This is a genomic window from Streptomyces sp. NPDC096310 (genome assembly GCF_044763125.1).
In the GTDB taxonomy this organism is placed as follows: Bacteria; Actinomycetota; Actinomycetes; order Streptomycetales; family Streptomycetaceae; genus Streptomyces.
Map to the genome: position 1 here is coordinate 12,618 of NZ_JBIWFO010000022.1, position 25,790 is coordinate 38,407.

At 67.1% G+C, this 25,790-nt stretch carries 26 protein-coding genes and 1 pseudogene; 7 read left to right on the plus strand and 20 right to left on the minus strand.

Features of this window, described 5'->3' with window-relative positions; translation table 11 throughout:
* Nucleotides 1-81: 81 nt before the first annotated feature.
* From ACIQ7D_RS29810 to ACIQ7D_RS29850, 9 genes are all read right to left on the minus strand, one after another.
* Nucleotides 82-792 (minus strand): NADPH-dependent F420 reductase, encoded by a 711-nt coding sequence (locus ACIQ7D_RS29810; RefSeq protein WP_403942807.1) that lies wholly within the window; start codon nucleotides 790-792, stop codon nucleotides 82-84.
* A gap of 285 nt (nucleotides 793-1,077) precedes the next feature.
* Nucleotides 1,078-1,674 carry an HtaA domain-containing protein gene (locus ACIQ7D_RS29815; protein ID WP_403942809.1) on the minus strand — a complete coding sequence of 199 codons (597 nt, stop codon included), beginning with the start codon at nucleotides 1,672-1,674 and terminating at the stop codon, nucleotides 1,078-1,080.
* Nucleotides 1,664-2,914 (minus strand): NAD(P)/FAD-dependent oxidoreductase, encoded by a 1,251-nt coding sequence (locus tag ACIQ7D_RS29820; protein WP_403942812.1) that lies wholly within the window; start codon nucleotides 2,912-2,914, stop codon nucleotides 1,664-1,666. The genes ACIQ7D_RS29815 and ACIQ7D_RS29820 overlap by 11 nt, the downstream gene beginning before the upstream one ends.
* Before the next feature lie 19 nt (nucleotides 2,915-2,933).
* A complete protein-coding gene (locus ACIQ7D_RS29825) occupies nucleotides 2,934-3,248 on the minus strand; it encodes a 2Fe-2S iron-sulfur cluster-binding protein (protein WP_403942814.1) in 315 nt (104 codons plus the stop codon).
* Between the two features lie 17 nt (nucleotides 3,249-3,265).
* On the minus strand, nucleotides 3,266-4,546 hold the full coding sequence (locus tag ACIQ7D_RS29830) for a cytochrome P450 (protein WP_403942817.1): 1,281 nt from the start codon (nucleotides 4,544-4,546) through the stop codon (nucleotides 3,266-3,268).
* 52 nt (nucleotides 4,547-4,598) lie between these two features.
* Nucleotides 4,599-5,744, minus strand: coding sequence for a zinc-binding dehydrogenase (locus ACIQ7D_RS29835; protein ID WP_403942819.1), 1,146 nt, complete (start codon nucleotides 5,742-5,744; stop codon nucleotides 4,599-4,601).
* A 33-nt stretch (nucleotides 5,745-5,777) separates the two neighbouring features.
* Complete coding sequence (locus ACIQ7D_RS29840) at nucleotides 5,778-6,341, minus strand: nuclear transport factor 2 family protein (protein ID WP_403942822.1); 564 nt, start codon at nucleotides 6,339-6,341, stop codon at nucleotides 5,778-5,780.
* A gap of 28 nt (nucleotides 6,342-6,369) precedes the next feature.
* The gene (locus ACIQ7D_RS29845; protein WP_403942825.1) at nucleotides 6,370-7,338 is read right to left on the minus strand and encodes a cyclase family protein; all 969 of its coding nucleotides are present in this window, start codon (nucleotides 7,336-7,338) and stop codon (nucleotides 6,370-6,372) included.
* A gap of 173 nt (nucleotides 7,339-7,511) precedes the next feature.
* Nucleotides 7,512-8,279 (minus strand): HpcH/HpaI aldolase/citrate lyase family protein, encoded by a 768-nt coding sequence (locus ACIQ7D_RS29850; protein WP_403942828.1) that lies wholly within the window; start codon nucleotides 8,277-8,279, stop codon nucleotides 7,512-7,514.
* A 255-nt stretch (nucleotides 8,280-8,534) separates the two neighbouring features.
* Between ACIQ7D_RS29850 and ACIQ7D_RS29855 the strand changes: the two genes are divergently transcribed.
* Both ACIQ7D_RS29855 and ACIQ7D_RS29860 read left to right on the plus strand, forming a co-directional pair.
* Entirely contained in the window at nucleotides 8,535-9,461 is a 927-nt protein-coding gene (locus ACIQ7D_RS29855; RefSeq protein WP_403942830.1) for a LysR family transcriptional regulator, read from the plus strand.
* A gap of 593 nt (nucleotides 9,462-10,054) precedes the next feature.
* Nucleotides 10,055-10,648: a TetR/AcrR family transcriptional regulator gene (locus ACIQ7D_RS29860; RefSeq protein ID WP_403942833.1), complete on the plus strand. Its 594-nt coding sequence runs from the start codon at nucleotides 10,055-10,057 to the stop codon at nucleotides 10,646-10,648.
* A gap of 10 nt (nucleotides 10,649-10,658) precedes the next feature.
* Here ACIQ7D_RS29860 and ACIQ7D_RS29865 read toward each other — a convergent pair whose 3' ends face one another.
* From ACIQ7D_RS29865 to ACIQ7D_RS29875, 3 genes are all read right to left on the minus strand, one after another.
* Nucleotides 10,659-10,898 (minus strand): hypothetical protein, encoded by a 240-nt coding sequence (locus tag ACIQ7D_RS29865; protein ID WP_403942835.1) that lies wholly within the window; start codon nucleotides 10,896-10,898, stop codon nucleotides 10,659-10,661.
* 128 nt (nucleotides 10,899-11,026) lie between these two features.
* Nucleotides 11,027-11,992 carry an alpha-ketoacid dehydrogenase subunit beta gene (locus ACIQ7D_RS29870; RefSeq protein WP_403942838.1) on the minus strand — a complete coding sequence of 322 codons (966 nt, stop codon included), beginning with the start codon at nucleotides 11,990-11,992 and terminating at the stop codon, nucleotides 11,027-11,029.
* Between the two features lie 29 nt (nucleotides 11,993-12,021).
* Entirely contained in the window at nucleotides 12,022-13,149 is a 1,128-nt protein-coding gene (locus ACIQ7D_RS29875; RefSeq protein ID WP_403942840.1) for a thiamine pyrophosphate-dependent dehydrogenase E1 component subunit alpha, read from the minus strand.
* A gap of 259 nt (nucleotides 13,150-13,408) precedes the next feature.
* Here ACIQ7D_RS29875 and ACIQ7D_RS29880 point away from each other — a divergent pair, with 259 nt between their 5' ends.
* From ACIQ7D_RS29880 to ACIQ7D_RS29900, 5 genes and pseudogenes are all read left to right on the plus strand, one after another.
* Complete coding sequence (locus tag ACIQ7D_RS29880; RefSeq protein WP_403942843.1) at nucleotides 13,409-14,113, plus strand: GntR family transcriptional regulator; 705 nt, start codon at nucleotides 13,409-13,411, stop codon at nucleotides 14,111-14,113.
* A 115-nt stretch (nucleotides 14,114-14,228) separates the two neighbouring features.
* Nucleotides 14,229-14,840 (plus strand): nuclear transport factor 2 family protein, encoded by a 612-nt coding sequence (locus ACIQ7D_RS29885; RefSeq protein ID WP_403942845.1) that lies wholly within the window; start codon nucleotides 14,229-14,231, stop codon nucleotides 14,838-14,840.
* Nucleotides 14,841-15,126: 286 nt separating this feature from the next.
* Nucleotides 15,127-15,288 (plus strand): annotated as a pseudogene (locus tag ACIQ7D_RS29890) (transposase); the annotation flags it as partial.
* Between the two features lie 442 nt (nucleotides 15,289-15,730).
* Nucleotides 15,731-16,210, plus strand: a complete 480-nt coding sequence (locus ACIQ7D_RS29895) for a flavin reductase family protein (protein WP_403942847.1) — start codon at nucleotides 15,731-15,733, stop codon at nucleotides 16,208-16,210.
* A gap of 35 nt (nucleotides 16,211-16,245) precedes the next feature.
* Nucleotides 16,246-17,577 (plus strand): NtaA/DmoA family FMN-dependent monooxygenase, encoded by a 1,332-nt coding sequence (locus tag ACIQ7D_RS29900; RefSeq protein WP_403942850.1) that lies wholly within the window; start codon nucleotides 16,246-16,248, stop codon nucleotides 17,575-17,577.
* 137 nt (nucleotides 17,578-17,714) lie between these two features.
* On the opposite strand, the gene ACIQ7D_RS29905 is transcribed toward ACIQ7D_RS29900, so the two are convergent.
* The 8 genes from ACIQ7D_RS29905 to ACIQ7D_RS29940 form a co-directional block, all read right to left on the minus strand.
* The gene (locus ACIQ7D_RS29905) at nucleotides 17,715-18,554 is read right to left on the minus strand and encodes an LLM class F420-dependent oxidoreductase (protein WP_403942852.1); all 840 of its coding nucleotides are present in this window, start codon (nucleotides 18,552-18,554) and stop codon (nucleotides 17,715-17,717) included.
* Nucleotides 18,551-19,720, minus strand: a complete 1,170-nt coding sequence (locus ACIQ7D_RS29910; RefSeq protein WP_403942854.1) for an acyl-CoA dehydrogenase family protein — start codon at nucleotides 19,718-19,720, stop codon at nucleotides 18,551-18,553. Before ACIQ7D_RS29910 ends, ACIQ7D_RS29905 begins: the two co-directional genes overlap by 4 nt.
* Nucleotides 19,721-19,764: 44 nt before the next feature.
* Nucleotides 19,765-21,654: an AMP-binding protein gene (locus ACIQ7D_RS29915; RefSeq protein ID WP_403942856.1), complete on the minus strand. Its 1,890-nt coding sequence runs from the start codon at nucleotides 21,652-21,654 to the stop codon at nucleotides 19,765-19,767.
* Between the two features lie 19 nt (nucleotides 21,655-21,673).
* Nucleotides 21,674-22,105, minus strand: coding sequence for a Zn-ribbon domain-containing OB-fold protein (locus tag ACIQ7D_RS29920; RefSeq protein WP_403942859.1), 432 nt, complete (start codon nucleotides 22,103-22,105; stop codon nucleotides 21,674-21,676).
* Entirely contained in the window at nucleotides 22,102-23,256 is a 1,155-nt protein-coding gene (locus tag ACIQ7D_RS29925) for a thiolase domain-containing protein (protein WP_403942861.1), read from the minus strand. Before ACIQ7D_RS29925 ends, ACIQ7D_RS29920 begins: the two co-directional genes overlap by 4 nt.
* Nucleotides 23,257-23,317: 61 nt before the next feature.
* Nucleotides 23,318-24,079 (minus strand): SDR family oxidoreductase, encoded by a 762-nt coding sequence (locus ACIQ7D_RS29930; RefSeq protein ID WP_403942863.1) that lies wholly within the window; start codon nucleotides 24,077-24,079, stop codon nucleotides 23,318-23,320.
* A 46-nt stretch (nucleotides 24,080-24,125) separates the two neighbouring features.
* Nucleotides 24,126-24,980, minus strand: coding sequence for a MaoC/PaaZ C-terminal domain-containing protein (locus ACIQ7D_RS29935; RefSeq protein WP_403942865.1), 855 nt, complete (start codon nucleotides 24,978-24,980; stop codon nucleotides 24,126-24,128).
* Nucleotides 24,980-25,789, minus strand: a complete 810-nt coding sequence (locus ACIQ7D_RS29940; RefSeq protein ID WP_403942867.1) for an enoyl-CoA hydratase/isomerase family protein — start codon at nucleotides 25,787-25,789, stop codon at nucleotides 24,980-24,982. The genes ACIQ7D_RS29935 and ACIQ7D_RS29940 overlap by 1 nt, the downstream gene beginning before the upstream one ends.
* Nucleotide 25,790: the final 1 nt, after the last annotated feature.

Genomic DNA, 25,790 nt, shown 5'->3' on the forward strand with positions numbered 1-25,790 from the left:
TCACCCACGTAGAGGAGCTACGCCCAAAGAGGAGCTACGTCTGAAGCGGGTGCGCGAATTGCGTTCTCTCGCTCATCTTCTTCACCGCATTCTCTCGCCCATTTTCTTCACCGCGTCCTCGTAATCCATCTGATCCCGAATTTCGCGATACTTTCCGATGTCCGCCTGAGTGGTCTCGGTCAATCCTGCCCGAAACTGTTCAGCGTCCATGTTTTTGCAGTAGGTGGGGGTTCCGGGCTGCAGACGCCAGGACTGTTCCAAATCACCCCCGTCGACGGGGTCGAATCCGAGTTGTTCGACCAGCGAGAAGACTTTCTGTTTGTCCTCCGTTCCGGGCCCGGCGACCGTGAGTCCCAGACGTCGATCACCGCTGGTCGCTCCCCTGTACTTCAAGCTGGGGGCGGCGATATTGTTGAATACCTTGAACACGTCCCGCCCAAGATGAGACGCAACCCACTCACTTTCAGCCATGCCCTGGTCAATGGCGTCGATGTGTCCGTCTCGAGCCGGGTAGTAGTTGCCTGTGTCGATCACGATCGGCACAGACGAGAGGGCGGACAAGAGATCGTCCGAGAACTTGCTGATCGCCGTCTGCGGCACGCTGAGGATCGCGACATCCACCCCGTCGACGGCGTCCGCCGCCCACATTCGCGCAATACCGTCCGCACCCTCGAACTCTTTGAGTGTCGACGGCGCCTTCGAGTTCGCGATCCGTACCCGATGACCGACGGAAGCAAGCTTCCTTGCGAGCGTCCCCCCGATATGTCCCGCCCCTACGATTCCGATTTCCATGGCATCCAATCTTTACCTATCATTTTAATTTCGGCTTCCACTGCTTTATCCGCTGATGTCCGGTCGGAGCGAACCGGGTCGCCGCGACCCGCGCGCTCCGCGTCTTCGGCACGGTCGATACGCGGGGCCCCGCAGGCCCTCGCTCCATCGGGATCTCCCCGCCCGCTTCCGCCGCACGGACGTAGTGGCGGATGTCGGCCACGCCGAGGTCACGAAGAACGTCTGGAGTACTGAGCTGCAGACACCCGCATGATCACGCCGGAGGACCGTGTCTGTTCCACACCTCTACAGAGCGGGCCGGGGCCGCGGATCGGGTGATCCGCGCATGACGACGTCAGGCCGAAGCCCACGTGCGGACGTGGTGGGAGCAGGTACCGCGGGCTCTGCGAGGGTGATGACGATGGGGTCGAACGGGGCATCGACCGGGTACACGTCGCCGAAGGCCCGTGTCCCGTCATAGGTCATGCGGGGCACGTCGATGCTCCAGGTGACGGCGCCTGGCGTCGCCTCGCGTCGGACGGCGTCGAACCTGCCGATCTCACGGCGTTGCGATGTGGCCTCCCGGAAGGCGGGATGCATGATCGATACCGTTCCACCGTCCCCGTCCCCGTCCAGTGTGATCCACAGATCCCGAACGCGCACCAGCAGGATGCCGCGATAGGCGCTGAAGACGACACTCCCGCGGAACTTCAGCGTGCCGTGCCCCGAGACGCTGTCGAAGTCCGTCGCGTCGTCGAGGCTGAAGACGAATGCCCCGCTTTCGTCCGTTCGTACCCCGTCGGCCACCGACTCGGTGCCGTCGGTCACGCCGGCGACGTATGCGCGGAAGCCTGACTTCACGCCCCAGACGAGCTGCCCCCACAGTTCCTGTTCACGCGACATCCGCCGTCCTCCTCGCCGCGAGGTCCTTGAGTTGCACGGCGGGATCGGCCACCGCGGCAGGGTCGACCGGAGTTCGGCTCTGGATCAGCGCCTTCGCCTGCGCGTAGTCACGGATGTTGTTCAGCGTGTCCACCGCGATCACCACGCCCTCGTGCAGGTAGACGACGCTGAACCGGCCGGCCGACGGGTCGCCTCGCACGATGGAGGTGTCGTGACCGGTGAGGATCCCCATGGTCTTGAACTTGATGTCGTACTGGTTCGACCAGAACCACGGGACGGCCGGTGCGGGCTGGGCCGTGCCCAGGATCGTCCGGGCGACGGTGCGTCCCTGCTCGACGGCGTTCTGCACGGATTCGAGCCGCATCCGGGCATGTCCGGTGTAGGCGTTGGCGAAGTTCGCGCAGTCCCCGGCCGCGAAGACGTCGGGGAGCGTGGTGCGGCCGGACACGTCGACGTCCACCCCGTTGGGGCCGGCGGCACCGGCTCGGACGATCGGCTCGACGTTGGGCACCAGACCGACGCCGACGACGACGATGTCCGCCGGTATCTCCTGCCCGTTGGACAGGGCGACGCCCTGCACAGCGCCGTCACTGCCGGTGATCTCCGCGACGCCGTGTCCGAAGATCACATCGACCTTGTGCTCGCGGTGGGCCTGGGCGAAGAACTCCGAGACCACCGGCGAAGTGACACGACCAAGGAGCCGGTCCATGGCCTCGACCACGGTGACCTGGAGGCCGGCCTTGGCGAAGGCGGCGGCGGCCTCCAGGCCGATGAACCCGCCGCCGATCACCACGGCCCGCCTCGCGGTGGCCAGTTGGGCCTTCAGGCGCTCCGCGTCCTCGAGGGTGCGCACGTAGTGGACACCGGTAAGGTTCGCGCCCGGCACCGGCAGGGTCCGCGCACGGCCGCCGGCCGCCCACACCAGGTGCCCGTACCCGAGGCGTGCTCCCCCGGCGGTGGTGACCACGTGCTCAGCCGGGTCGACCGCGACCACCTCGGTGCCCAGCAGCAACTCGGCACCCTCCGCGGCCCAGCGGTCCGCAGGACGGAACAGCAGGCTCCCCGCGGAGGTCTCCCCGGAGAGGAATGCCTTGGACAACGGCGGCCGCTCGTACGGCGGGACGTCCTCGGCACCGACGATCCCGACCGTGCCGGGGAAGCCCTCGTCGAGCAACTCCCCGGCGACCTGCGCGCCGGCCTGACCCGCACCGACGATCAGGACGTCATGGTGCTGAGACATGGAACAACTCCTTCACACATCAGGACCGGGCGACTTCCGCCACGAGTCCGTCGACCGACTCCGACACCCTCAGCTGGCAGCCGAGGCGGCTCTCGGGGCGGCAGTCGTCGGCCATCTCGAGCAGGTCCTGCTCGTCGGCCGAGGCTGGGGGGAAACGCGTCGCCAGGTCGTCGGCGATGTACACGTGACATGTGGCGCACGACAGCTCGCCACCGCACTCCCCGAGAATTCCCGGCACCCCGCCTCGCACGGCGGCCTGCATGAGGGATTCGCCCTCGTTGGCATCGACGGTGTGCAGGTCGCCGCTGCTGGTCTTGAACTGAATCTTGGGCATCGCGATGTTCCTTCCGGTCAGGTGTGCGCCGGCACCAGGTCCAGGTCGTGTACGGGCGTGAACCGCACGGGCATCCGCGTGAAGCCCGTCACGGTCCCGTCGGCGATCCAGACCGGCTCGCCCTGCTCGGTCCGCTGCAGATCGGGGAAGGCCCGCAGCAGCTTGGGGAACAGGGTCGCCAGCTCCAGGCGGGCCAGGCTCCGGCCCAGGCACATGTGGATGCCCATGCCCAACCCGAGATGTTCGTTGGGAGTGCGGGTGATGTCGAAGCGATGCGGATCGGCGAAGACCCGCTCGTCCTTGTTCGCCGAGGCGAGGAGGCCGATGACCCAGTCGCCGGTGCGGATCCGCTTGCCGCCCAGGTCCATGTCCTCGGTGGCGATGCGCAGACGGTTCTTCGTGGGGCTCGCCCACCGCAGGGACTCCTCCACGGCGCTCGCGGTCAGAGTCGGGTCGCCGAGCAGCAGTTGACGCTGGTCGGGGTTCTCCATGAACTGCCAGATCGCGACCGCCGCGGCGTTGCGGGTCGTCTCCAGACCGCCGCCGATGATCGTGACGAACCAGTGCTTCATCTCGTGGATGCTGAGCTTGTCGCCGTCGACCTCGAGGTTGCCGATGATGGTGGCGAAGTCGTCGGTGGGGTTCTTACGGCGCTCGATGGCCAGGTCCGTACAGTAGTCCACGAGGCGCGTGAAGCCGTGGTTCGAGGTCTTGACCGGGTCGTTGTCGATGACCCATCGCGGATCCGCCCCTGCCAGCCACTGCCAGGACGCCTCGCGCAGCTCCGGCCAGTCCTCCTCGGGCACACCGAGCATGTTGAGGATCACCCGCACGGGCAGCTCGGCGCAGATGTCCTCCACCAGGTCGGCTTCCCCCCGGGAGGCCACGTTGGCGATGATGCCGTCGACGATGCCGTCGATGTCCTCACCCATCCGCTTGATCGCCGGCACGCTGAAGTGCTTGTTGATCGGCCGGCGGTACATGGTGTGGATCGGCGGGTCGTTGAAGGCGACGCCGACGTCCAGACCCATCGCGTGACGCTCCTCCGGCGTGAACCTCTTCGGGGTGCGCGGCGGCCGGGTCTGCCAGCGGCTGCTGAACCGGCCGTGGTCGAGCAGGTAGTCCTTGACGTCGTCGTAACGGCTCAGCACCCAGTAGTCGCGGCCGAAGCGCTCGTCCTTGGCCAGGTGGACCGGGTCCTCGTCGCGCAGGGCCTTGAAGACAGCGTGGTACTCGCGGCTCTGGTACCAGGCCGGGTTGAGCAGGTTGTTGTCAACGGTCGTCCAGTCCGTCGTCATGGTTACGGCCTTCCTAGGTGATGTATCCCGTCCGTCTCAGGGGGTACGGGTGCTAGTCGATGCTCGACGTCGCGTCGGTGAAGGTGGGGGTGACCACCACGTTGATGGACTTCTCTCCCGGGACGTTCCCCTTCAGCACCTCGAGTGCGTGGGCGAACTGGTCGAAGCCGAACACGTGGGTCCGCAGCTCCCCGACCGGGAGGGACTTGGAGATGATGAGGTCCGCCGCCATCTTCAACGCCTCATGGCTCGCGCCGAGCACCCCGATGATCCGGATCCCGCGCGTCGTGACCAGGTCCAGCGGGAAGCACTCGAGGTCGTGGTGCTTGATCCCCGCTGAGGCGAACGTGCCACCGGTACGAAGGATGTTGAGGCCGTCGATCACCGGCTGCTCCGCACCGGGCGAGGTGTCGACCACGACGTCGAACCCCTCTCCGCCGGTGAGTGCGCGGGCCTCCGGCACGAAGTCGCTCGTCTCGACGTCGAAGGCGGCATCGGCGCCCAGCCGAAGGGCCATGTCCAGCTTGTGGCGGTCGCGGCTCAGCCCCGTCGTCACGACCAGACCCGCGCCGGCGGCCTTCGCGGCGGCGACGCAGGCCAGGCCGCGCTGGCCGGAGCCCAGGATCGCGACCCGGCTGCCGAGCCCGACGCCGGCGTCCCGCACGGCCCACTGGATACCGTTGGCGAGTGGGTTCCAGAGGGCGGCGTCCAGGGGATCGATTTCCTCGGGGAACGGATACAGGATGGTGCGCGGGTGAATGTAGGCGTGGGTGGAGTACCCGCCCCACAGGCCCGAGGAGACATAGGTCGGTATGAATCCGTAGCAGCTGGGGCTGAATTCCATCCCGACGCAGAACTGCGGATCGCCGCGGCGGCACCCCGGACACGACCCGCACGCCAGCCACGGGTTCACCGCGATCCTGTCTCCGACCTTGAGTCCCGCACGGTCCGGAGTCAGCGGGCCGAGGTCTTCGATGACGCCCACGATCTCGTGCCCGTTGATCCGGGGATACTGCTTCATGTCCGACGGGTCCATGCCCCCGCCATGGCCCTCGTACGCGTCGATGTCGCTCGCGCAGATCCCGTTCGCCTCGATGCGCAGCAGTGCCGCGCCGGCTTCGAGAGTGGGCAGCGGGAACTCCTGGAACTCGACGGCCGAGGGGCCGGTCTGCACCAGTGCGGTCGCAGAAGATCCCATGTCAGTGCCTCGCTTCGATCTTTTCGGCTCCGGTCATTTCTTCACTCCGAGTTCGAGGCGGAGCTGTTCGGCCACGTCGTGCTCATCCCTCGTGTAGCGGACGAAGCCGTCGGCGAGCTTGGGGGCCGCGTCGTCGCTCACCCGCATCGCGGAACCGGGAACGACCGTCCGCGTCTGGATCCGCCAGCGGCCGTCCCGGCGGGTGAAACGGTCGACGTACCGGTTGCTCGAGATCATCTCGAACGAGGATTCGTCGTCCGAGGAATTCGCCATGATGCTGGAACTCGGGGTCACGCTCTGCCAGATCATCAGGTACGTCTCGGCGAACGCCTCGTTCTCCGACGCGAACTCGATGTAGATGTTGCTCACGTGATGACTCGAGAACGCGATCGTGACGTGTCGCTTCCGCGCCCACTCGATGAAGCCGGCGGGGGTGCCTTTGAACACGCCGTGATCGTCATAGGCGTCCGGATGGAACACCTCGTTCAGTTCGCCGAGCTCCATTCGGTCGACTGCCCGGCAGAACTGATGAATACGATGCTGGATCTCCGCGCGATCCGTGTCACGCGCAACGGAGAACTGATCCGAATCAGACATCGTGCTGCTTCTTTCTGGAGGACTGCGACTAGAGGACGGCGACGGGGTTGAGCGGGCTCGAGGTGGAACCGGCGAATCGCCACGGAAGCGCCGTGAACAGGAAGTCCCACTGCTGCGTCTTCGTGCACGCCTCGGCGAGTCCGGTGAGATTCAGGTTGTCCATCAGCCAAAGCCCCATTCCCACGAGGGACACCGAGTGGATCGGCCGCGCGAAATCGAAATCCTCGAGTCGGGGCGGCTGCACGTCGTGCGTACCGTCCGCGCCCATCACCGATATGTCCCGCTCATGGAGGAACGGCAGGCATGCGGCGTCGAGTCCGGCCTGGACGCCGTCGAGCACACCCTTTTCCTCGGTCGAATAGAGCGGGCCGTGCTTCACGATCGCTGCGGCATTGCCACTGTGGATCAGCAGGGCGTCCCCCGAGCGCACACGCACTCCCTGCCTCTTCTCCGCGGCGAGAAGGTCGTCCGGGGTGATGGCGTAGCCCCGCTCGACGAACTCGACGCCGAACAGTCCCGCGATGTCGAGGAGCACGCCCCGCGTCACGATCCCGTCACCCGCGTGCCGGACGTCGAGGTACTTCGAACCCACCTCACCGTTCGAATCCGCGATGGAGAAGCCGTTGTACTGCTTTCCGTCCCAGCTGTAATGCCCCAGGCCGTCGAGGTGCGCGTTTCCGCCGTGCGGACTGATCTCGATGCTCTCGGCCACCGCGTCCCATCGCGCGCGACGCCCGAGCATGTGCTCCACCTCGCCGACCATCGATCGCCGCTTCAGATGCGTGACGCTGGAGTGGAGCGGATCCGGGTTCTGGGGGTCCAGGTCCCGGGCCAGCGACACCGCCTCACCGCGTCGCACGGACGCGGCGGCTTCGCGGCGCACGGCCGGGGTGATGAGGTTCAGCGTGCCCAGACGGTCGTCGTCTCCCCAACGTCCCCAGTTGGAGAGGGACTTGAAATACCCCTCGATCTGCTCGGCGCCGTCGCGGTCGTTCATGTTCTTTCCTTCTTCGTTTCGTCGGGGTCGATCGATCGCCTTGGTTCTGTGCTGCGTCGGCCTGCGGTGTCCGGGACGGCATCGATCTCGCCGGCCGCCGTTTCCCGCGCCCCCGGGGAAAGGGAGCTCGGGGGCCATCGGGTGATCGGGGCCATCGGGTCGTAGGTGACCGATCAGTCGCGCTGGGGACGCTCCCGCCAGCGCGTCAACGCCAGATCCGCTGCGGAGCGCAGCGACCCCAGGTCGCTGTCGAGGCTCCCGAAGTCGGCCAGGTCGTCGAACCCGTATCCCAGGGGCGCGCCCGCGCGTACCCCGTGCCGGTGCGCCGCGGCCGCGACCTTCTCCCACACACTGATGAGCGTGTCCGCGTCGTCCAGCATGTCGATGCCCATGTCCTGGGAGAGGTCGGCGAGTCCGAAGAAGATGTGGTCGACGCCTTCGACGGAGCAGATCTCGTCGATGTTGTCCACACCGGCCCGCGTCTCGATCAGCGGCATCAGGATGACGTTGCTGTTCAGGTCCGAGGCGTACTCGTTCCAGCCGTTCCCCGAAAAGCCCGCGGGAGGGACCACCGGGCACATCCCCCGGCCGCCCGACTCGTAGCGGGTCGCCGCGACGGCTCGCGCCGCGTCTTCGGCCGACCCGATCTTCGGGACCAGAATGCCCTGGGCGCCCGCGTCGAGCGCCTGCTGGATCAGCGGAGGGCTGTTGTGGAGCACCCGCACGATGGGGACGAGGCCCGTCGCGTCGGCGGCGAGCAGATGCGCACGCATGGCGACCTCGTCCATGATCCCGTGCTCGCGGTCGATGAGTATCCAGTCGTATCCGGCGCGGCCGTAGATCATCGTCGTGTTGGGATCCGTCGACATCACAAAGGCGCCGACCGGCGCGCGACCGGCGCTGATGATCTCTTCGAACGTCGCTCTGGCCCGCTTCGTCATGCTGGTAAGTCCTTCCTACGTCGGTCCGGCGCCTAATTGCGCCACTTACCGCTCGGGGCGGCGGTGCCGACTGTGCGGCGCGAGCGCAGGGTCAGCCCGCCGCATCACCTAGATCGTCCGAGTGAGGTCGGTCCGGTATTTCCGTGACTTCGATGAGACAGGGCCTCACGTCGTTGTGTCCAATGCAAGTGTTGACGTGTTTCATGCGTGTGACGCATGATTGACTTCGGTGCCAGATGGCGAAGGAGAGCGACCGTGATCGATCTGGACCGGCTCAGCCACGTGGTGGCGGTGGCTCGCGAGGGCAGCTACAACGCCGCCGCCACCGCCATCCCGCTTTCACAGTCCGCACTCACGCGGAGCGTGCAGGCCGTTGAACGGGACTTCGGGATCCAGATCTTCGAGCGGGGCAGGTTCGGTGCTCGCCTGACCGAGAAAGGCGTGGAATTCGTACGGATGGCCGAGGGAGTGCTGAGCCGCAACGCAGCGGACGCCGAGGCGCTCAAATTGCTCGCAGGGAGCGGAGATCGTCATGTGCGCTTCGGAATGGGCTCGGTGGCGGCTGCACTCTTCCTGCCGCGCCTCCTCCCGGCGCTCCAGATCCTCGGATTTCGCTACCAGATCACGGTCGAAACGGACAGCGAACTCCGGCGCCTCCTGCGCAGCGGACAGATCGAATTCTTCACGGGGGGCATCCCCGGCGGGTCCGATCACTTCGCCGCGGCCCACGAATTCGAGACATCCAGGGTCCCGGGAGGCACACTCGGCCTACTCGTCCGCGAAGGGCATCCGCTCACGAGGGGCCCCATCGATGAACCGCCGCCCTCATTCCCGCTCGCTGCGGGCACATTCATCCGCGAGTTCGACACCGAACGCCTTTTCTCAGGGCTTGCGGTGCACGGCCCCGTGATCGAGATGGACAATTACGACCTTCTTGCCCGACTCGCTCTCGTTACAGATTTCGTCCTGATCAGCAGCATGGCGCTCCCGGCGATCCGGCGCGACCTCGGACTCGTCGCAGTTCCGAATTCCGAATTTCGCAACCTACCCCTCGACTGGGGGCTCATCTGGTCCTCCAAGCTGCAGATGTCGGACACTGCGAGGCACATCGCGGATACGATCCACGCTCTGATGATCGAGGTGGTCTCCGACGAAAGGAGTCATCCGACGCCCCAGGGGTGAGGAGGTACGCACCGACTCCGCCGACATGCCGCCAGGGCGAGAACCGACCAGAGTGTGATTTCAAGGAGCCACGGCCCTGTCGCTCCTCGCACTCACCGACGATCACGGCAGCCTGATCTGGATCAAGGGTCGAGCGCGGCGGGCTGTTCGGCCACCACGATGAGCCGTACATCGTTGGCGAGTCCCGCGCTATGTATGAATCGCTCTCCACGTCTGATGGAGGCTCCTCCACCGATCCCGGAGCGCTTCAGTAGCCACTGGTGAACTGAATGCCCAGAAGCGTCTGCGGGCGGCACATCACCACTCCTCCAAGCGAAGCAAAGGAAAAACGGACGGCACTTCCGTTCACCTGTCGAACGACTCGGGGGCGCACTCCGCATTGCTCATGCGGGGGACGTCGGCGAGGACAACACCCAACAGGCCGCTTCAGCGCGAACCGATCGGGCCACTCCGAGGGGCCCGTCGCCGGCAAGGGGAGACGCCACCGAGACGGATACCCGGTTGACCGGACGCAGCCTCCGTTTTATCCTCGGCGAGGTACAGACCAAGGCTCCGTTTCAGTACGGGCACAGATTCGGGCGAGGAGAGGGCGCATGAGTGTCGGCGAACGACAGGGGCGTAAGCCTCGCGCGGACGTGCAACGTAACCGGGCCGCCCTATTGACGGCAGCACAGCATCACTTCCTGGAATCCGGGGTCAACGCGTCTCTGGAGGCCGTAGCCAAGGAGGCGGGCGTGGGCCCGGGCACGCTGTATCGGCACTTCCCCACCCGGGAAGCGCTGCTGGCGGCAGTACTACAGACACGCTCCGAGGAACTCGTGGCCCGCCAGGCGGATATCGCGCAGCTCGGCGACGCCGCCGAGGCGCTGCGACAGTGGCTGCGGGCCATGGAGGACTACTTCAGCGCCTTCAGCGGACTACCCGAACCGCTTATGGCGGCGGCCCGAGCCGAGGCACCGGACAACCCGCTCACCGTTCCCTGCGACATCCTCATCGCCACCACGAGCGAGCACGTGCGCGCCGCTCAGCGCGCTGGACACGTTCACCCATCGGTCCTGGGGTACGACCTGTTCCTCGCCGCTTGTTCCGTGGCCTGGATCAAGGGCACGGGCGCCACCGGCGAGTCCGTCGACCGTCTGCGCGCACTGATCGAAAACGGCTACCGCGACTGGGACGACGAGGAGTAGTCCGTCGGCCTCAAGCATGGTTGGCCTCGGGATCGGTGTCGCACACGTAGGCGATGACGGCGCGGATCGCGCCGTTGAGGTCGATCCGCCCCACGCCGGGCAGCGAGATGGGCTCGGGCGTCCTCGGCGCGGTCGCACCTGACCAGCACCCGGCGCACGTTGTTCGGCTTTCTCGATGGCGAGCTGTCGGCGCTTCTTCGGTGTTCCATCGAACTGCCTCCCATTTGGCGCGGGTGTCCTTCGTCGGCACGATGACTGTTCAGACAGGCATTACTGTCAGCCTCAGTGGCCCAGCCCCGCAGAACGGGACGCCTCACCCAAGGCTGACAGAGGGCCTGGCGACCACCGCTCCCTCGTGAACAGATCGCCAGTGGCAGGTCAGCCCACCAACCGCGTCGCCGCTTCGACTACGTCTGCGGACGTAGGCAGGAAGGGCAGCCCGGACGGGGCGTACGGGGCCGGTGCATACGCCGCCCCCAGCCGCTTGACCGGCGCCAGAAGGTCCCCGAACAATTCCTCCGTGATCCTGGCGGCAATCTCCGCGCCTGGGCCGCTGAATGACGTGGCGTCGTGCAGCACGATCGCTCGGCGGGTCCGGCCAACGGACTGGAGAACGGTGTCCCAGTCGAGCGGCACGAGCGTGCGCAGGTCGATGACCTCGAGCGAAATACCGGCCGCCGCGGCCTGCTCGGCGGCCTCGAGGGCCGTATGGACGGCAGCCCCATACGTGATCACGGTGGCGTCGCTGCCGGCACGCTTGACCGCCGCTTCGCCGAGGGGTATACGGAACGCCCCGACCGGGACAGCTTCCTTCTGGCTGAAGGCCATGCTGAAGTTCTCGACGAAAAGACACGGATCGTCATCGGCGATGCACGAAGCCAGCAGGCCCTTGGCCTCGATCGGCGTCGACGGCATGACGACCTTGATGCCCGGGATGTGCATGAACCACGCCTCGAGCGACTGGGTGTGCTGGGCCCCGAACCGTTGCATGCCGATGCACGTCCGGATCGTGAGCGGGACAGTTGAGGCACCCCCGGACATGTAGCGGAGCTTGGCCGCGTGGTTGACGATCTGGTCCATGCACACGGCGATAAAGTCCATGTACATGACCTCGGCCACTGGCCGGTAACCGCCCAGTGCGGCTCCGATCGCGGCACCGACAATGGCTTGTTCCGAGATCGGGGTGGCCCGGACCCGGTCCGCTCCGTACTTCGTGGAGAGGCCCTTCGTGACCTTGAGGACACCACCGGCGGGATCGGCTACGTCCTCCCCGATGACCATCACCTTGTCGTCCTCCGCCATGGCCAGGTCCAGCGCGGAATTGAGCGCAACGGCCATGGTCATCCGAGTGACTTGCTGGTCAGCCATAATCGTCACAGTCCCTGCACCACCTTCTCGTCGGCGAAAACATCGGTGAACCGCTCGGTGAGCGGCGGGAAGGGCTCGTCAAGGGCTTTGGTGAACGAGGCGTCGACGTCGGCGGCGATCTCCTTGTCGATCGCTTCGAGTTCGGCCTCCCGCACCACCTCCGCTCCGATCAGCCTCCGGCGGAAGGTGGGGACAGGATCGCGCTCCATCGCACGGGCCAGCGCTTCCTTGGGAACGTAGGAGTAGTCGGATACGCCGGAATGCCCGGTGAGACGGTAGGTGACCACCTCGAGGAAGGTCGGGCCGTCGCCCCGGCGAGCCCGCTCGACGGCTTCGCGCACCTCGACAGCTGTAGCGACGGGATTGAAGCCGTCGACCCGCGTTGACGCCATGCCGTAGGCGGCCGCGCGGCCGGCCAGGTCGGTGGATGCCGCATACTCGGCGATCGGAGTGTGCTCCCCCCACTGATTGTTCTGACAGACGAACAGCACCGGGAGTTTCCACAAGCTCGCCATGTTCATGGACTCGTGGAACGCGCCTATGGAGGTCGCACCGTCCCCGAAGGTCGTGACGACGACTCGGTCGCTGCGGTCGAGTTGCGCTGCGACACCAAGGCCGACCGCGATGGGGATGCCGGACCCGACGATGCCGGTACTCGTGACGAATCCGACCGACTGGTCCTGCAGGTGCATAGCCCCGCCCTTGCCCTTTGATGCTCCAGTCAGCCGCCCATAGATCTCGGCCACGAGATCGTCCAGGGACGAGCCCTTGGCCAGTGCATCACCCAGGTTCCGGTAGGTGGAGACCAGTTGGTCTGTCGACCGCAGGTTCAAGCCCACCGCGGCGCACGCCCCTTCGAGTCCTCGCACCGGGTACGTCGCCGCTTTCAGCCGCCCCGAGCGGACCTCCTCGTTGATGCGCGAATCCACCTCCGCGATGAGCCGCATCGAGCGGTAGAGCCGGATCAATTCTGTTCGTGGCAAGGAATTCAGTGCAGCGCCGGTCTCGGACAACGTGTTGGTCACCATCTGCTCCCATGAATGCTGGGGCGCATAGGCCCTGACGACGGGGTCGTCGGGCTCGCGCGGCTCCAGGGTCGTCGTGTCGCAGGCGATCGCCGCGAAGTCGGCCACACCAGGACGCGTCAACACCAGACTGGTTTGGAACTCGTCCTGACTCAACTTCGTGCATGCACTTTAGCATGCCAACCAGCGAAGGGAAGAGGTGAAGCAAGGGCGGCAAAGGGTCGGCGGTCTCGCGTCCCAGTTCCCAGCCGAGGACACGTTTCGGTACGGCCAGCTGGCTCCGAGGGGAGTCGCGATGGTTGTACACTTTGCGACTCACAACAATGGCGACACTGTTGCATACCATTCAGCGATTCGGAGATCGACTGTGACGACGAGCAAGCGGTCCGACGTGGACCCACTTCTCGACGCCCTCTACACGCTCATCCGCACGGGAGAGCTGTCGCCCGGTCAGCGCGTCGATCAGCGCACCATTTCCGAGCGCCTGCAAGTCAGCCGCACACCACTGCGCGAAGCGTTGCGGGCGATGGCGACCGACGGAGTCCTCGTTCGCACCCCCAATGCCGGCTACGAGGTCGCGAAACTCAGCGGGGCAGATCTGCTGCAGTACTACTCGATCCGCTCATTCCTGGAGACGGAGGTGTTGCGCTCCTTGAACTGGCCGAACGCCGAACAAATGGCCGCCCTGAAGGAAGCGAACGAGGCTTGCCGCGCCGCCACAGAGGACGCCACCATCGACCGCCTCGTATGCAGCAACCGCGCCTTCCACTTGATGATGTTCTCCTGGTCGCCCCTCACGATCATGTATCAGGAGATCCTGCGAGTATGGCGGGTCACCGAGCCGTATCGGACGCTCCACCTCTCCAACCCCGAGCGGCGCCGCCGCGTCGCCACAGATCACGACAAGATGATCACAGCCATCGAAGACCAGGATGCCGAGAAGCTCGTCCGGCTTATGGATGATCACCGGGGGCGGTCGCGAACAACGCTCCAGGACATGCTCGGTTCGACGCTTCCCCCGTCCATTGTCTCCCTACCTCAGGAGGGCCGACGGACGCGTCAGAAGTCCTGAGGACCTCCGCCTGGCCTGTCGGCCCTCCCGGCGCCTCGGCCTGGGGTCCGCCACCCCTTGACCGCACCAATGCGCGCAAAATAGCATGCAATATCCCGTGCGGCGAGAGGTGGACATGTCGATTCCTGAAGCCCAGGACTTCGCTTTCGATCCGATCCTGATGGTGAAGAGGGTCCGGGAGCGGTACGACAGCCTGCGGAACCCACGCCACAAGCAGATGCTGGGACAGGTACTGGAACACCTCGAAGGGGAGGTGGAGTTCAATCTCGACAGGTTGATGGACGCCTATCCCGTTCCTCAGCCGCAGTACCGGGTCTGGCACAACGGCGCCGACATCGGACCGAAGGGCCGCGAGGCCGTACGGGAGTGGTACGCCGGTCACCTGCTCGCGCGCGGTCTTGTCCTCCAGTACGACATCGAGACCATCGTCGTCGACGACGAGACGGTCGTGACCGACGGCTACATGTCCGCTGTCCTGCCCGGCCAGAACATCAGGGACCGCGGCGTGCCGGAAGCCGACCCCTCAAGGATCTATCTCAAGCGTTACCGCAACTGCATTCTGTGGCCGTTCAACGAGGCCGGCGAACTCATCGGCGAAGAGTTCCACCTCAGCGGCAACCGCGGCGACTCCGACCTGTGGGTACTCGACGACGCCGACGTCCCGCAGGAGTTCCACCAACTGACAGAAGCGGCCGAGGCGTTCGAAAGAGGAACGCCTCAACTTTGATCCCCCTGGGGCTTTGGACACGCCGGGCTGTGAGGCGCCGGCGGGTCCAGCGGGTCGACTGGGGCCGCTACGCTCGTCGGCGGACACCCGCGCTCCCGATATTCGACGGGCGCCGCGTTCAGGGTTCACCGTGATCAGCGCAATCGATCCGGTCACCAACACAGTCGCCCCGAAGACCTGGAAAGCGGCGGCATACCCGCTCGCCGGCGACTCTGCAGCATCGACGATCACCCCGGTGAGAAAGGGCGCGATCACGCCCCGAGTTACTTTCTGGACGGCCCCGACCTTGGCCGGCCGGGTCTTCCTCGGCCTGGACGTCGGCAAGGGCGAACACCACGCAACCGGCCTGACGCCGGATGGCAGGCCGGTCATCGACAAGCCGCTGTCGAACAGCGAGCCGAAGATGCGGGCCGTTCTGGACAAGCGCACGGCGAGGTACGGCCGCGTGGCCGCGTTCAGCAGGGGAAGTACGTTGCTGCCGATGCCGTACCCGACCGCCACCACGAGTACGGCCGACGCGGGGGCACCGATGAGCAGCAAGGCAACCATGCCTGTGATGCTGGGAAACCCGGAGTTGGCGCCGGCCCAAAACCCACCCCCACGAGAGACCACGCCTGGCGCACCGGGTCTCCCCCACCCAGGTACGCCGCGAGTTCCCGCACATCCTCGCGACGACCGCCCGTTCCGCAGCTGCACCGAGGCCCCCAAGGGCCGGCCCCGGAGCCCAGACGGGCCGTCTGTCGCAGGTTGCAGACGTCGGCGTGCAGGCCGACGGCGCCTGTGGCTGGTGCCATAACCGCCTCGCGTTGAAAAACGGAGAGCAACTCCGTATCCTTGGGATGAAACGGAGGTTGTCTCCGATTTTATTGATCCTTACGGAGGACCTAGCGATGGCCGAGCCCACTCCTCACTCCATGCGCTGGGCACTGGGCGCATTTCCCACCGGCATCACAGTCGTATCGGCGCTGATCGACGGCAAGCCGGTCGGGCTGACAGCGAACTCGTTCACGTCTGTGTCCCTTGAGCCGCCGCTGGTTTCGGTGAACATCATGCGCACCTCCACCACGTGGCCCCTCTTGCGGCGAGCCGAACATTGGGGGATCAGCGTTCTCGGTGACCACCAGGCGGCGCAGGTCACCCTGCTGTCACGGCCGGCTTCGGAGCGCTTCAACGGGATCGACTGGGAAGCCGGCGACGACGGCAGCGTCCTGCTGCCGGGCGCCAATGCGACGTTCCGGGTGAGCGTCGAGAGCGAGCTCGAAGCCGGTGACCACATCTTGCTCCTGCTCCGGGTACTGGACCTGGACCGCGCCCCGGCCGGCGACCCCTTGGTGTTCCACGGCAGCCAGATACGCCACCTCGCAGCGTGAGCCACCCCCAATCCCTCGACTTCAAAGGAATCCTCATGAACGACAAGAAGATGTTGATCGGCATGCACTTCAACCCCTATGGCTCGCAGCCGGGGGCATGGCGCCACCCGGGGGTGGATCCGGCCAGCTACACCAATGTCGATGCCATGGTGCGGCACGCGCGCGCCGCCGAACGCGGCAAGTTCCAGTTCCTGTTCATGCCGGACTTTCAGATCATCGACGTCGATGTTGAGGACGAGCCGCCCAAGTTCGGCCTCGACCCCCTGCTGACCTTGGTCGCCGTGGCCAGGGAGACCGAGCGCATCGGGTTCGTGGCCACCGGCTCCACCACCTTCAACGAGCCTTACAACCTGGCCCGCCAGTTCAAGGCACTGGACGTCATCAGCCACGGCCGGGCCGGTTGGAACGCGGTCCCGAGCAGCAACCCGGCCGTGGCTGCCAATTACGGACGCGAGATGCCTTCGAGGCAGGAGAAGTACGAGCGGCTCCACGAGACCGTTCAGCTCGTCCAAGCTCTGTGGGGTAGTTGGGAGCGCGACGCCTACATCGGTGACGTGGCCGCGGGCCGGTTCGCTGATGCCAAGAAGGTTCAGCCGATCAACCTGCAGGGCAGGCATGTCGGCTCTCGGGGGCCGCTACCGACTCCGCCCTCCGAGCAGGGGCAGCCCGTCATCTTCCAGGCGGGCGGCGGTGGGAACGGACTCGCCGTGGCCGGTCGCTACGCCAGCGGCGTCATCGGCGCGACGTTCACGATCGACGACGCCCGGGCGCAGCGCGAGGCAATCCGTGCGGCAGCAGCGGCCGCGGGGCGCGACCCCGACGAAGTGAAGTTCTTCCCTGGCGTGATGACCACCATCGCCCCCACTCGGCGCGAGGCCCTGGACCGCCGCGCCGCTCTGATGGAGCAGGACTTCCCCCAGCGCGTGAGCTACCTCGGCTCAATGCTCGGCATCCCCCTGGAGATCGACCGACTCGACCAGCCACTCACGCCTGCCCAACTGGCCCGGGTTCGCCCCAGCCAGTTCGACCCTCGCTCCGACCGTGCCCTCGCGGTGGCCCGCGAGGGCTGGACGATCCGTGACATCCTCGCGCACGGGGTCATCGACTACCACCCCGTCATCACGGGTCCCGGTTCCGAGGTCGCCGATCACATGCAGGAGTGGTTCGAGGCCGGAGCCGCCGACGGCTTCTGGCTCTCCCCCGATGTGTCCGAGGACGGCATCGATGCCTTCGTGGACGAAGTGGTACCGATCCTGCAGGAGCGTGGCCTGTTCCACCACGACTACGAAGGAAGCACTCTGCGCGACCACCTCGGCGCCCGGGCCCAGTACGGGCTTGACCCCCGCCTCACACCGGAACAGGGCTGACAAGGGCCCGTGAAGGCAGCTGGTGAGCCGACCGCGTCCCCTCCACAGACGTCGGTTTTCGGTGCCGAGCCCCTGGGCGGGTCGTCGGCTCACCTCTGCGAGCCGCAGCTCACAGGGGTGAGCCCGGTCCTCCACGGTCAGCTCGCCCCGAGGCGTCCCGGCGCGTTGAAATCTAGTCGACGCCGCACGCCCTCCAAGGTGTCCGACTCCACCGTGACGACGAGCTGCGTCACCCCGGCTGTGCGGTACTCCTCGACGAGTTCCGGCGTCAGCCGTGCGCGCGGCGTCACGGTGATCTCGAAGCCCGTGAGGTCCCGGCCGAACTGCTCCGCTTGCTCGACGATGATCGATCGGGCCTGCGCCACCTGTGCCGGGGTCTGCCCGAACCCGTACCAGCCTGAGCCGAGTTCGGCCGCGTCCTGCAGAGCGGTGTTCGAGGCGCCGCCGAGGACGAGTGGAATCCCGTCGGGGCTCACCGGACGCGGGTGGGCGTCAATGCCGTCGAACGACACGAAGTCCCCGTGGAATGCGGGCTCCTTCATCGTCCACAGCGCCTTCAGCGCCTGAAGGTGCTCCCTGAACCGCGCCCGACGGCGCTCTTTGGGAACCCCCATCGCCCGGTACTCGACGTCGAGGTATCCGACCCCCGCGCCCAAGACCAGGCGGCCGCCCGAAAGGACATCGACGGTCGCGGCCTCCTTGGCGAGCTGGACGGGCTGGCGCAGGGTCGCCACCACGATCCCGGTGCACAGTTGCATCCGCTCGGTGTGGGCGGCGAGAAATCCCAGCGTGACCAGCGGGTCGGCCATCGGCCAGTCCGGATCGAGGGGCGGTTTCTGCTGCCGGGGGCTCGGCAGGACGAGGTGCTCCCCCGTCCACAGCGAGTGGTAACCAAGCTCTTCCGCGTACGCGGCCACTTCACCCGCCTCGCGGGCGACCATCCCGCCGACGTTCGCCCCGAAGAATCCCAGCTTCATCGGGCGGCCTGCTCTCGCTGAGAGAAGCGGCGTCCCAGGTATTCGGACGCGATCCTGATGCGCTGCATCGCGGGTGTGCCGCCGGCCAGGGCCCAGCCGTGTGCGTCGCGGTGCATCCGTTCCACCTCGTACTCCTCGGAATAGCCATAGCCGCCGTGCAGTTGGATGGCGAGATCGGAGACCTGCTTGGCCATCTGGTTGGCGAAGAGTTTCGCCGTGGAGGCTTCGAGCGTCGCCGGAACTCCGGTTCCCGCGTTCGCCGCCGCACGGGCGATGAGCAGGCGGGCGGCTTCGACCTGGACCACCATGTCGGCGAGCCCGGCCTGAACCAGCTGGAACTCGGCGATGTCCCGGCCGAACTGGCGGCGTTCCTGGACATAGCGGGCGGTGCGGTCCAGTGCTGTCTGGCCGATCGCGAGGGACATGGTCGCGTTGCCGAGGCGCTCGATGGAGAACGCGGTGAACAGCTTCCGGAACCCGCCCTTGAGAACGATGACGTCCTCGACCGGGATCCGGACGTCCGTGAGGAACATGTCGGCGGAGCCGATGCCCCGGAAGCCCATGAGGTTCTCCTGGGGGCCGAAAGTCAGGCCAGGGGCGTCACGGTCCACGAGCACCGCCCCCATGCCGCCGGCGCCCTTCTCGGGGCCGAAGTTGACGTAGACGAGGTATTTCTCGGAGAAGCCCGCCCCGGAGCACCAGCGCTTGGTGCCGTTGAGCACTACTTCGTGGCCGTCGATCCGGGCGGTGGTCGTGGCGTCCGTGGCCGCGGAGCCCGCGTCGGGTTCGGAGATGGAGACGGCGATCGTCGTCCTGCCGCTCGCCACCTCGGGCAGGATGCGCTTGCGCTGTTCTTCGGTGCCGAACTGCTCGATCACCCTGGCCGGCCCGGTCGAGGCCTCGAAGACGGGCCAGGCGGCGACCGGGCTCGCCTTCGCCAGCTCCTCCAGAACGATCAGCGCGTCCATGAGAGGGCGGCCACCGCCGCCGTACTCCTCGGGCAGCGTCAGGGCAAGGAGTCCCAGATCGGCGAGCCGCTTGCGCTCGGTGTCCGGCAGATGCTCGCGTCCCGCGTCCCATTCACGCGCTCGCGGCGCGTACTGCTCTGCGGCCACCTGCGCGGCCAGCGCCTTCAGATCCCGCTGTTCTTCGGTGAGGTCCCACATGTGTCCGTCCTCCTGGTGTTGGCTCGGCAGCTGTCTCGGGGCGTTCAGGGCTTGCGGAGGAAGGGACGGAGTGTGTCGAGGACGCTTGCGTCGTCGATGGTGGAGGGCGCCGGCTCGTCGGCGCCGTCGGCGATCCCGCGCATCGTCTTGCGCAGGATCTTGCCCGAGCGGGTCTTGGGCAGGGCGGGCACGATCGCGATCTCCTTGAGGGAGGCGACAGCGCCCACCTGGTCCCGGACCATCCGTACCAGCTCGCCGCGGAGTTCCTCCGCATAGCGGTCCGCCCCGGCGTCGACGCCGGCCTTCAACACCACGAATCCGCGCGGCACTTGACCCTTGAGCTGGTCGCTCACGCCGATCACGGCGCACTCGGCCACGTCCGGGTGCGCCGCGAGCACCTCCTCCATCCCGCCCGTCGACAGGCGGTGCCCCGCGACGTTGATGACATCGTCGGTGCGGCCCATGACGAACACGTAGCCGTCGGAATCGATCCGCCCGCCGTCGCCGGTCAGGTAGTAGCCCTCGTACGCGGAGAGGTACGAGGCGACGAACCCCTTGTCGTCGTTCCACAAGGTCGGCAACGCCCCGGGCGGCATGGGCAGTTTTACGGCGAGGGCCCCCTCCTCCCCTGCCGGCACCGGCTTCCCCGCCGTGTCGAGGACTCGGACGTCCCAGCCGGGCAACGGAAGGGTCGGTGAACCGGGCTTGATGTCGAGCAGCTCGATCCCGGCCGGGTTCGCGACGATCGGCCACCCGGTCTCGGTCTGCCACCAGTGATCGACGACCGGAATGCCGAGCAGGTCCGACGCCCAGTGGTACGTCTCGGGATCCAGCCGCTCGCCTGCCAGGAACAGGTACTTCAACCCCGACAGGTCGTATCGACGGGCGTGCTCGCCGTCCGGATCATCCTTCTTGATCGCCCGGAAGGCGGTGGGAGCCGTGAATATGGTGCGCGCCCCGTGGTCGGCGGCCACCCGCCAGAACCGTCCGGCATCCGGTGTGCCCACGGGTTTGCCCTCGTACAGGATCGTCGTCGCCCCGGCGAGCAGCGGCCCGTAGACGATGTACGAGTGGCCGACCACCCAGCCGACATCCGAGGCGGTGAAGATGGTCTGCCCGGGACCCACGTCGTAGACGTTCGTCATCGACCAGGTCAGCGCTGTGGCATAACCCCCGGAGTCGCGCACCACGCCCTTGGGCTTGCCGGTGGTGCCCGAGGTGTAGAGCACGTAGAGCGGGTGCGTGCTGTCGACCGGTACGCAGTCCGCCGGCTCGGCCGACGTCATCGCCTCGGCCCAGTCGACGTCGTCGGGTCCCATCTCCGCCTCGGCCTGAGAGCGTTGCAGGATCACCCGCTTGGCAGGGGAGTGCGCGGCGAGTTCGACGGCACGGTCGAGGAGCGGCTTGTACGCGATGACCCGCTTGCCCTCGATGCCGCAGGACGCCGAGACGATCACAGCGGGTTCCGCGTCGTCGATGCGGACGGCGAGTTCCTTCGCGGCAAAGCCGCCGAACACCACCGAGTGCACGGCCCCGAGCCGGGCGCAGGCGAGCATCGCGATGACCGCCTCGGGCACCATCGGCATGTAGACGATCACCCGGTCGCCGGTGCCGACACCGAGGTCGCGCAATACCCCTGCGAACCTTGCCACTTCGTACAGCAGCGCGCCGTAGGTATAGGTCAGCGTGGTACCGGTGACCGGGGACTCGTAGATCAGGGCGGCGCGTTCGGCATGACCGCGGTCCACATGCCGGTCCAGGGCGTTGAACGCGACGTTCAGCTCGCCGTCGGGGAACCAGCGGTAGAAGGGGGCATTCGCGTCGTCGAGCGCCTTCGTCGGCGCCTTGTGCCAGTCGAGGCCTTCCGCCGCGCGCAGCCAGAACCCCTCCTGGTCCGCCATGCTCGACCGGAAGACGTCTTCGTACGTGCTCATACGATCCCCTCAGTTGTGGTCAGGGCTGGGTCACGAAGCGGAGTACTGGGGTACCACTGCTCGTACGGTCGAATCGGGCTGTGACGCGGTGTCCGATGTCAGCGCCCTCGGCCGGGCCGCCGTCGGGCGTCACCAGGTTCGTCAACACGCGTGGGCCCGCGTCGAGTTCGACGTACGCCAGCACGTACGGCGACGCCTTCGCGAAGGCGCCTTCTCCTCGGTGCACGACAGTGCAGCTGTACACCACGCCGTCTCCGCTGACGCGCTCCCAGCGGATGTCACGGCCCTGGTGGCGCGGGCAAAACGGCCGCGGGGGCCAGAGATACGCCCCGTCCTGCGTGCACCGCGAAAGAGTCAGCCGGTTCTCGGCGGCGCCCTCCCAGTACGGCTCAATGCCGGGTTCGACGGTGAGCGCCACCTCTGGCCATGCGTAGGGTCCGTTGTCGTTCACGCGTCCTCCTGCCCGAGAATGAGGGTCGCGCTGCCCATGCGCGTGCCGAGCCAGCCACCCGTACCGTGCACGAGGGCGATGTCGCAGTCCGGAACCTGGACGGCCTGAGCGGCTTCGCCGCGGAGCTGCCGGACCGCTTCGACGGTGCGTGTCATCCCGCCGCGGTTCGCGGGGTGGTTGTTGCACAGGGACCCGCCGTCGGTGTTGAACGGCAGTGCGCCGATGCCGACTTGGAGGTTTCCGTCGGCGACGAAGCGCCCGCCCTCCCCCTTCTCGCAGAAGCCGAGGTCCTCCAGCGTCATGACGACGGTGATGGTGAAGGAGTCGTAGATCGAGACGTAGTCGATGTCCCCGTGCGCGACGCCCGCCTCGGCCAGCGCGCGGGGCCCGGACCACACCGCGCCGGTGTGGGTCAGGTCGACGCGGCCCAGCTCCGTATGTTTCACGGCCTCGCCTGCGCCGAGAACCTTCACGGCCGTGCGAGGCAGGCTCGCCGCGACGTCCGGTGACACCACGACCAGCGCTCCGCCCCCGTCGGTCACGACGCAGCAGTCCAGGCGGTGCAACGGGTCCGCGACCAGCGGCGATTCAAGGACTTCCTCGATCGTGACCGGCTTGGCGAGGAACGCCCTCGGGTTGTGCTGCGCGTGTGCCGCTGCGGCTACCTTGACCTCGGCGAGCTGAGCCGGGGTGGTGCCGAACTCGTACATGTGGCGACGGGCCGCGAGCGCATAGGAGGCGGGGTTGCTGTGTCCATAGGGCGCCTCGAAGGGATAGGCGGGGCCGGTGGACGGGGGCGTGCGCCGACCGGCGGACCGGGGGCGTCCTCCCATCGTGATCAGCGCCACGCTGCACTTCCCGGCGGCGATGGCCTGTGCCGCGTGACTCACCTCGGCCACGTAGGTCGAGCCGCCCAGATCCGTGGAGTCGATGTGGTGCGCGGCCAGGCCCAGGTGATCGGCCATCGCGAGCGGCCCGCCCGGGGCGTCCCCGGAACAGAAATAGCCGTCCACGTCAGCGAGTTGGAGACCCGCGTCGGACAGTGCGCCGAGCGCGGCCTCGACATGGATCTGGGCGGTGGAGGTGTTCGGCAGGACGCGGCCCGGGTGCTCGTAGGCCCCCACGATGAAGGCCGCACCGCGAAGGGTCATGGTGTGCTCCTCAGGCCATCGGGATCGGCGGGACCGACCGGCTGGGCGCGATCGGCAGTGTTCACGCGCGCGGTCCTCCGGCCAGGTAGATCACCTGGCCGTTGATGTAGCCGGCGTCCTCGCTGGCCAGGAGCGCGATCGCGTTGGCGATGTCGATCGGCTGTGCGACCCTGCGCATGGGATTGCGCTTCTCGGCGGCGGCCTTGAAGGCGTCGAAGTCGATGCCCTGCCGTTCGGCGGTCTGGCGGACCATGTCGGTTTCGACGAAGCCCGGGGCAACGGAGTTAACGGTGATGTTGAACTGGCCGAGCTCCAGCGCGTGCGTCTTGGTCATGCCCTGCAGACCGGCCTTCGCCGCCGAGTAGTTGGTCTGCCCGCGATTGCCCAGCGCGGCGACACTGGAGAGGTTCACGATGCGCCCCCAGCGGTTCTCCACCATGGACGCCTGTGCCGCGCGGGTGAAGAGGAATGTGCCCTTGAGGTGGGTGTCGATGACCGTCGCCCAGTCGTCGACGTCCATCTTGAACAGAAGGTTGTCCCGCGTCACCCCGGCGTTGTTGACCAGCACACCGATCGGTCCGAGCTCGGCGATCGTACGCTCGATGGCCGCGGTCACCTGATCGGGATCGGACACGTCGCAGGCAATGGATATGGCCTTGCCTCCGTCGGCGGAGATGCCCGACGCCACCGCTTCGGCCTTGCCCCCGACGAGGTCGACGACGGCGACCGACGCGCCCGCCGCGGCCAGTCGCCGCGCGGTGGCGGCGCCAATGCCCTGGGCGGCGCCCGTGACGACCGCGACGCGTCCGGTCAGGTTCACCATGAGTTGCTCCCGTTCTGTGGGTGGTTGGGGACCGCTCGGACCGTGCTCATCGCACCACGAACCGGCCATGGTCCAGTACGGTCCGGCCTGCTTCGTCCGACGTTCTGAACCACGCCCCGGCGCCGTCGCTCCAGAGGGCGGTACGCAGGTGTTCACCCGGGAGTACCGGGCGGCTGAAGCGCGCGTACATGTGGCAGAACCGGGATACGTCGCCCTTGCCCAGCACTTCGAGCAGGGCTCGGTGGACCACGCCGTACGTGCACAGGCCGTGCAGGATCGGCCGGTCGAAGCCCGCCCGGGCCGCGAAGACCGGATCCGAGTGCAGCGGGTTGTGGTCGCCGCTGAGCCGGTACAGCAGCGCCTGATCGGGTCGGGTCGCGGTGGTGATGACGGTGTCGGGTTCGCCCTCGGGCTCACGCCACTTCGACGCGGGGGCGGGCGGCCCGCCGAACCCGCCCGCGCCTCTGATGAAGTAGCCGAGTCGGCTGTCCCACAGCTGCTTGCCGGTATCGAGGTCGGTGGCGGTCGCGGAGATGACGACGAGCGCACCGGTGCCCTTGTCCTGGATCCCTTCGAGCTGTGCCTGGATGACGGCGGCTCCCTCGGGTGATATCGCACCGGACAGGTGGATCTGCTGGTCCGCGTGCAGGACCTTGGCCCGGTCGAACTCGCCGATCGGTATGCGTCGCAGGAGCCCGCTCTGGCCGAGCACGATCCCGAAGGTCGGCAGCACCTGTTGCTCGATGCCGGCGCTGTTCTCCGTCGTCAGGCTCAACTCGCTTTGCGGGTCAGCCTGTCCGGCGCCGACGCCCAGTGCGTAGAGCGTCGCGTCCTTCGCGGTCCAGCTCACCGTGAAGGGTTCGGCCCGGAAGCCGACGGCATCGAGATTCAGGGCCGTCATCAGTGGCCCACGTACTTCGGCGTGCGCTTCTCCTGGAACGCGCTGATGCCTTCGAGGAGATCCTGCGAGCTCATCGTCTGTGCCTCGTACGCGAAGGACAGCTCGAGAACCTCCTGGGCGCGCAGCCGCATCACATGGTTGAGCGAGCGCTTCGTGCCCTGCACCGCCAGGGGTGGCAGCCCGGCGATCCGGTCGGCGAGCGCCCGGGCGGTGGGCAGTACTTCCGCGGCGGTATCGACGAGGTCGGACACCACGCCGAGCGCGGCGGCGTCCTCGGCGAGCAGCGGGTCGCCGGTCAGCAGGTGTCGCTTCGCCTTCACCATGCCCATCGCGGCCGGCCACATCACCGCGCCACCGTCCCCGGCGACCAGCCCGATCGCGACGTGGGAGTCGACGAGGCGTACTCCCCGTGCCGCGACGACGGCGTCGCACGCAAGGACGATCGTCGAGCCCAGGCCGACGGCGTGTCCGTGCACCGCTGCCACCACGGGCACGGGTACGTCGAACAGGGCGTCGATCAGTCGGCGGCCGGCGTCGGTGCCGCGCTGAATGGCCGCGAGGTCACCGTGCTTGGCCTTCATCATTTCCATGTCGCCGCCCGCGGAGAACACCTTGCCCTCGGCCCCGAGGACGATGCACCGTGTCGAGCCGTCGTTCGCCACGGAGTGCAGTGCGTCGATGAGCGCGTCACGGAGCCGGTCGTCGACACGGTTCAGCAGCTCGGGCCGCGACAACATGATCTCCGTGCGTCCGTTGTCATGGGCCGTCACAACGATCGGCGGGGGCGGCGAGGTCGGGGAGGTGTTCATC